Below are 7,397 nucleotides of genomic sequence, written 5' to 3'. Positions count from 1 at the left end.
GTGACGGGGAGGGAAAATTACAGTACCGAAGGTCATGATCTCACACTGCCAAGAAAAGCCTCTAGCCAGGTGAAGGTGCCCGTACCGCAAACCGACACAGGTAGGCGAGAAGAGAATTCTAAGGCGCGCGGAAGAACTCTCGTTAAGGAACTCGGCAAAATGACCCCGTAACTTCGGGAGAAGGGGTGCCCCGGTAGTGTGAATAGCACGAGGGGGCCGCAGTGAAAAGGCCCAAGCGACTGTTTAGCAAAAACACAGGTCTGTGCGAAGCCGTAAGGCGAAGTATACGGGCTGACGCCTGCCCGGTGCTGGAAGGTTAAGGGGAGCGGTTAGGAGTAATCCGAAGCTGTGAACCGAAGCCCCAGTAAACGGCGGCCGTAACTATAACGGTCCTAAGGTAGCGAAATTCCTTGTCAGGTAAATTCTGACCCGCACGAATGGCGTAACGACTTGGGCGCTGTCTCAACGAGAGATCCGGTGAAATTTTAATACCTGTGAAGATGCAGGTTACCCGCGACAAGACGGAAAGACCCCATGGAGCTTTACTGCAGCTTGATATTGGATTTGGGTACGATCTGTACAGGATAGGTGGGAGCCTAAGAAGCCTGAGCGCCAGCTTAGGTGGAGGCGCCGTTGGGATACCACCCTGATCGTATCTAGGTTCTAACCTGGTACCGTAATCCGGTGCGGGGACAGTGTCAGGTGGGCAGTTTGACTGGGGCGGTCGCCTCCTAAAGAGTAACGGAGGCGCCCCAAGGTTCCCTCAGAATGGTTGGAAATCATTCGAAGAGTGCAAAGGCAGAAGGGAGCTTGACTGCGAGACCTACAAGTCGAGCAGGGACGAAAGTCGGGCTTAGTGATCCGGTGGTACCGCATGGAAGGGCCATCGCTCAACGGATAAAAGCTACCCTGGGGATAACAGGCTTATCTCCCCCAAGAGTCCACATCGACGGGGAGGTTTGGCACCTCGATGTCGGCTCATCGCATCCTGGGGCTGAAGTAGGTCCCAAGGGTTGGGCTGTTCGCCCATTAAAGCGGTACGCGAGCTGGGTTCAGAACGTCGTGAGACAGTTCGGTCCCTATCTGTCGTGGGCGTAGGAAATTTGAGAGGAGCTGTCCTTAGTACGAGAGGACCGGGATGGACGTACCGCTGGTGCACCAGTTGTTCCGCCAGGAGCATGGCTGGGTAGCTACGTACGGAAGGGATAAGCGCTGAAAGCATCTAAGCGTGAAGCCCCCCTCAAGATGAGATTTCCCAACTAGTAAGACCCCTTGAAGACGACGAGGTAGATAGGTTGGAGGTGGAAGTGCAGCAATGCATGGAGCTGACCAATACTAATCGGTCGAGGGCTTATCCTAAAAATACCCCAAAAAGTGAAGCGTATGCTTCGCGGATGATTCCGATTACTTTTCGGGGGCCCCGGGATTTAAAACCGGGAAATGCTACGGAGAATATTTAAAACGCAAAACGTTTCGTATCTAGTTTTCAGGTGATCAAATCACTTGAATCGTTTGGTGGCGATGGCGGAGGGGTTCCACGCGTACCCATCCCGAACACGACCGTTAAGCCCTCCAGCGCCGATGGTACTTGGACCGAAGGGTCCTGGGAGAGTAGGACGTTGCCAAGCGAAGGACCACTGTTGATGTATAATCGACGGTGGTTTTTTTGTGTTGTGGTGGAGTGCACCTGATTTGTGTTGAATTATCTAATAATTGTCCTAATAGGACTGTTATTAAATTAAGTAGAGTACATGTCAAAATGCTACCAACGTATAAGTATGATCATGACGAAAACATCGCTTGGTTACTTCTAACGAAACTGAGCCACGCTATTGCCCCAAAAACGTAGCTAAATCAAATCTAACGAAACTACAGATCGTTAATTGGGCTAAATGTGTGCTTTTGACCGTTTATTTTGAGCAATAGTGATACCCAGTTTCGTTAAAATTTTCGGAGGCTTTATTTTGCTTAAATAACGATTGTGAGTTCCGTTAGCCGTTGTGCCGTTGTGGTGGCGGCAGCTGATTTGAGCGCGAATACGGCCAAGGCAGCTCCTGTTTCGTTAGCCATCGTGGCGCTATGAATCCGAACAACCGCAGCAGGGCAGAAATAATTACAATGTATGAAGTTTACGAAAATTGGACATCCCACCAAGGGATGTCTTTTTTAAGATATAAGAAAGTATAAACTCCGAAGATCTCGCATCCTTATATCGCAAGAAAAACTACCGCAAAATGCAGTCTGTCTTCTGTGAAAAGTACGTCGAAAGACGTTTTTCTTACGACTATGGATTTTATAAGTTTTTTGGGGTCGCCGCAAAGTATTTGAAATAGCATCGAAGCATAGGTTCCACTCAGTACTTTTGCTTCGCAAAAGCGCCCTCTTTGAGAGGCGCCCTTACTTCTTTCCGATACTCTTTGTGGGGTTATTTTATGGCTTTGTCTTTTGTCAGTGGACATGTATTTTCATGTATTAGACAAGTCATTTTCTGTTTCTTTTACCATGCTCAATTCCTTGACAGCTTCAGGGTGCTTTGCTAAGATGGCAATAATATATTTTCAGAAAATGATTTTCAAGCCTTGTAGTATAAGGGTTTTGATGAATACAATACATGACAAATGAGGGGGAAATTCTGAGGTGTGGGAAGACAAGTTCAATAAAGAAGGATTTACTTTTGACGATGTACTGCTAGTGCCGCGTAAGTCTGAGGTGCTGCCGAAGGAAGTGGATGTGTCCATAAGATTAAGCAAAGATGTGAAGCTCAACATTCCGCTCATCAGTGCCGGCATGGATACCGTAACCGAATCTGCGATGGCAATTGCCATTGCAAGAGAAGGCGGGATCGGGATTATCCATAAGAATATGTCCGTAGAGCAGCAGGCTGAAGAAGTAGATCGCGTGAAACGTTCCGAAAGCGGCGTTATTACGAATCCATTCTCCCTGACACCTGACCACCTTGTTTCCGATGCTGAGCAAGTGATGGCCAAGTTCCGTATTTCCGGCGTTCCGATTGTGGACGAGGAGCATAAACTGGTTGGGATTTTGACGAACCGCGACCTTCGCTTTGTCCATGACTACAGCATTCAAATCAAAGAAGTGATGACAAAGGAAAATCTCGTGACGGCTTCAGTCGGTACTACACTGCAAGAGGCTGAGGTAATCCTGCAAAAGCATAAAATCGAAAAGCTGCCTTTGGTTGATGAAAATAATGTGCTGAAAGGCCTTATCACGATCAAGGACATTGAAAAAGCAATTCAGTTCCCGAATGCTGCTAAAGATGCACAAGGACGTCTGTTGGTTGGCGCGGCAATCGGTATCTCCAAGGATGGTCTTGAGCGCGCCGAAGCTTTGGTTAAAGCGGGCGTCGATCTGATTGTTGTGGATTCCGCTCACGGACATCACATCAATATTCTGGACGCGGTACGCAATTTGCGCCAAACCTATCCGGATTTGACGATTATTGCAGGGAACGTCGCAACAGGTGAAGCTACCCGCGATCTGATCGAAGCAGGGGCTTCGGTTGTAAAAGTCGGCATCGGCCCAGGTTCGATCTGTACAACCCGCGTTATTGCCGGTATCGGCGTACCGCAAATCACCGCTATTTACGATTGCGCGAAAGTCGCTCGCGAATATGGCGTACCAATCATCGCGGACGGCGGCATTAAATATTCAGGCGAAATCACCAAGGCTTTGGCCGCAGGTGGACATGCCGTTATGCTCGGAAGCATGTTTGCAGGGACGGAAGAAAGTCCTGGCGAATCCGAAATCTATCAAGGGCGGCGTTATAAGGTATACCGCGGTATGGGCTCCATGGCTGCAATGAAACAAGGCAGTAAGGACCGGTACTTCCAGGACGATGACAAGAAGCTTGTTCCAGAGGGAATTGAAGGCCGCGTCGCTTATAAAGGACCACTTAAGGATACCATTCATCAGTTGATCGGCGGTCTTCGCGCAGGCATGGGGTACTGTGGTACCAAAACGCTTGAAGAGCTGCGAGAAGATACACAATTTGTACGAATTACTGGAGCCGGCCTTCGTGAAAGCCATCCGCATGACGTTCAAATTACGAAAGAAGCTCCAAACTATTCCGTATAATTCTGAAGATATTTGCATTCAAACCAATATCTTTAAGTTGAAGACAGGCCGAAATTCGGCCTGTCTGTCTTTTTTTGATTATTTCCCTGTGATAGAATAAAATGAACAAGTAGGGATTTTAGTGGGCAAGAGGGGAGTTAACATACTTTGAGTAACAAATGGAAACCAACGAGCCGTAAAAGGCAGAAACGTCATCTCATTAAAAAAAGCGTAGCGTCGTTGATGCTTTTGAATATGCTTTGTTTATCGGCTTTGCCTGCCACCATGGTATTTGCCGAGAAGACAAATAAACAAGCGACAACCACAACGAAAACCAGCCAGGCTCCGGTTGCGGGCAGTATCCAAAAACCGGATCTTAACGTATTATCGGCTGTTTTGATTGAACCGACCACAGGACAGGTGCTGTTGTCCGTGAATGCCGATCAACCATTACCTCCGGCGAGCATGACCAAAATGATGACGGAATACATCGTCGCGGAACAGGTAAAACAAGGAAAGCTGAAATGGACCGACAAAGTAACCGTTGGCGAAAATGCGGCTAAAACGATTGGATCGCGTATTTTTCTGGCTCAAGGAGACGTGCATACGGTTGAGGAACTTTACATAGCAATGGCCGTAGGCTCGGCGAATGACGCATCGATTGCCCTTGCTGAACGCGTGGCGGGTTCCGAGCAGGAATTTGTGAAGCTAATGAATGAAACCGCTAAGCAGATGGGCATGAAGACCGCCCATTTCATTAATGCCACCGGCCTTGACAAAAAGGACATGCCTGCTAAATACCAGCCGGATACCGACAAGGAAGATGTCATGTCGGCGATGGATGCGGCTATTTTGGGCAGACGAATCGTGCTTGACCATCCGGACTTTGCAAAATTCACTTCCATTCAATCGTATAAATTCCGGGAACGCGACAAAACTCCGATCATAAACTACAACTGGATGCTTGAAGCGAATAAGAATATCCCGAACTTCAAAGCTTATGCATATAAAGGGCTGGACGGCCTCAAAACGGGACATACGCAAAATGCGGGCAATTGCTTCACAGGTACCGCTGTGCGCGACGGCATGCGCCTAATTAGCGTCGTAATGGGGACTGATTCAGAAGCCCATCGTTTTACGGAGACGAGAAAACTGCTTGATTTCGGTTTTGACCATTTTGAAATCAAGCAGGTCGTTGCAGGCAAGTCCAAAGTCAAAGGTCTTGATACTGTTCCAGTCAAAAAAGGTGTGGAAACCAGCGTTGGTGTCGTAACCGACAGTGACGTCAGCTTTATCGTGCCAAAAGGCGGCGAAGTCAAGGGCGTTCAGTTCAAAACGCAGCTCGAACCTGAGGACAAGCTAGTGGCACCGATCAATAAGGGAACCAAAGTCGGTACGATAACTTATACGTATAAAGCGGAAGGCATGGATCAACAGCAAACCAAAACCGTAAACTTGGTCACTTCTGAGGAAGTGGAAAAAGGAAGCTGGATCCGTTTGTTCTTCCGGGCAATCAAAGAGATGTTCGCCGATTTGTTTGACAGTATTAAAAATCTCTTTTAAGTCATGGTAATGCAGCTGTATTTTCTGCTGTTAATTGCGCGGGAAAGCAGATGACATGATATATAATTCAGGAGGCATGGACATGGAAACAGGGACATCAAGAGTAAAAAGAGGCATGGCAGAAATGCAAAAAGGCGGCGTCATCATGGACGTCATGAATGCCGAGCAGGCCAAAATCGCTGAGGCGGCAGGCGCTACTGCCGTTATGGCTTTGGAACGCGTACCATCCGATATTCGTGCGGCAGGCGGCGTAGCCCGTATGGCTGATCCAACGATCGTCGAAGAAGTCATGAAAGTGGTATCGATTCCGGTCATGGCCAAAGCCCGTATCGGCCATTTTGTAGAAGCTAAGGTTCTGGAATCCCTGGGCGTTGATTATCTTGATGAAAGCGAAGTTCTGACACCTGCAGATGAAGTGTTCCATATCGATAAATGGGACTTCACCGTTCCATTTGTTTGCGGAGCCAAAGATTTGGGAGAAGCATTGCGCCGTATTAGCGAAGGCGCGTCAATGATCCGCACTAAGGGTGAACCCGGAACCGGCAATATCGTAGAAGCTGTTCGTCATATGCGCTTAATCAACAGCCAGATCCGCAAGGTGCAAAGCATGTCCAAGGACGAGCTTTATGCTGAAGCGAAAAATCTGGGCGTGTCTTATGACCTCCTTATCGATGTGCATAAAAACGGTAAGCTGCCTGTTGTAAACTTCGCTGCAGGTGGCGTTGCTACGCCGGCTGACGCGGCTTTGATGATGCATTTGGGCGCTGATGGCGTATTTGTCGGCTCCGGTATTTTCAAATCGGACAATCCGGAGAAGTTTGCCCGCGCGATCGTGGAAGCAACAACCCACTATGAAGATTACAAACTAATTGCCGAAGTTTCGAAAAACCTTGGCACGCCGATGAAAGGCATCGAGATTTCGAAGCTGAGTGCAGCTGAGCGTATGTCCGATCGCGGCTGGTAAGAGAGAGGGCTGGCGGCATATGAAAATCGGGGTATTGGCACTGCAAGGTGCCGTAGCAGAGCATATTCGCAGTATTGAACTTGCAGGCGCGGAAGGCGTCGCCATTAAGAAGAAGGAAGAGCTGCAGGACATTCAGGGCCTGATCATTCCCGGAGGCGAAAGCACGACGATTGGCAAGCTGATGCGCAAATACGATTTTATCGATGCCATCCGTCAATTTGCTGCCGCAGGCAAGCCGGTTTTTGGAACCTGTGCTGGCCTGATCGTACTTGCCAAAACAATAGAAGGTATGGAAGAGGCTCATCTAGGCCTCATGGATATGAACGTGGTTCGCAATGCGTTTGGACGCCAGAGAGAAAGCTTTGAGACTGATCTGGATATAAAAGGGATTGATGAACCGATCCGTGCCGTGTTTATCCGCGCACCGCTCATTCGCAGCGTAGGAGACCAAGTAGACGTATTATCCTCTTACAATGGAGAGATTGTAGCGGCAAGGCAGGGACATTTGCTGGCATCATCGTTCCACCCGGAACTGACCGATGATTACCGGTTCCATCAATATTTTGTGGACATGGTTAAAGCCAGTCAACCGTCATAAAACCCTGCTTTTGTACCGATATATAACATGACAGACACCTTGACTCTTTTTATGTTCTAAGGAAAACCCTATAAATAGGGGGATCTTTAGATGGGGGAATTGTACATCGGCTTGTTTGCCACCGTTTAAGCGGAGCGGAAATGGGCAAGCTGGTGTACATCTCCACAAGGGTCGGGGTTATTTTTTTTAACTGACGCC

At 48.4% G+C, this 7,397-nt stretch carries 4 protein-coding genes and 2 rRNA genes (1 of these 6 cut by a window edge); all 6 read left to right on the top strand.

Features of this window, described 5'->3' with window-relative positions:
- Positions 1–1,359: ribosomal RNA gene (locus L6442_RS32080) — 23S ribosomal RNA — on the top strand; it begins 1,570 nt to the left of the window's first position.
- A gap of 152 nt (positions 1,360–1,511) precedes the next feature.
- Positions 1,512–1,628 (top strand): 5S ribosomal RNA (rrf, locus tag L6442_RS32075).
- 1,009 nt (positions 1,629–2,637) lie between these two features.
- Entirely contained in the window at positions 2,638–4,095 is a 1,458-nt protein-coding gene (gene guaB / locus L6442_RS32070) for an IMP dehydrogenase (protein WP_212981151.1), read from the top strand.
- 222 nt (positions 4,096–4,317) lie between these two features.
- Entirely contained in the window at positions 4,318–5,637 is a 1,320-nt protein-coding gene (locus tag L6442_RS32065) for a D-alanyl-D-alanine carboxypeptidase family protein (protein WP_212981153.1), read from the top strand.
- 82 nt (positions 5,638–5,719) lie between these two features.
- On the top strand, positions 5,720–6,601 hold the full coding sequence (gene pdxS, locus L6442_RS32060) for a pyridoxal 5'-phosphate synthase lyase subunit PdxS (RefSeq protein ID WP_194234962.1): 882 nt from the start codon (positions 5,720–5,722) through the stop codon (positions 6,599–6,601).
- Positions 6,602–6,620: 19 nt separating this feature from the next.
- A complete protein-coding gene (gene pdxT / locus L6442_RS32055) occupies positions 6,621–7,199 on the top strand; it encodes a pyridoxal 5'-phosphate synthase glutaminase subunit PdxT (protein WP_212981150.1) in 579 nt (192 codons plus the stop codon).
- Positions 7,200–7,397: the final 198 nt, after the last annotated feature.

It is taken from the genome of Paenibacillus azoreducens (assembly GCF_021654775.1).
Taxonomy (GTDB): Bacteria; Bacillota; Bacilli; order Paenibacillales; family Paenibacillaceae; genus Paenibacillus_AQ; species Paenibacillus_AQ azoreducens.
This window is presented reverse-complemented; position numbering and strand designations above follow the sequence as displayed.

What these genes read in the sequence shown, in the direction of transcription:
- L6442_RS32065 (WP_212981153.1), top strand. Translation starts at nt 4,318, where the DNA reads ATGCTTTTGAATATGCTTTGTTTATCGGCTTTGCCTGCCACCATGGTA.
- pdxS (WP_194234962.1), top strand. Translation starts at nt 5,720, where the DNA reads ATGGAAACAGGGACATCAAGAGTAAAAAGAGGCATGGCAGAAATGCAA.
- pdxT (WP_212981150.1), top strand. Translation starts at nt 6,621, where the DNA reads ATGAAAATCGGGGTATTGGCACTGCAAGGTGCCGTAGCAGAGCATATT.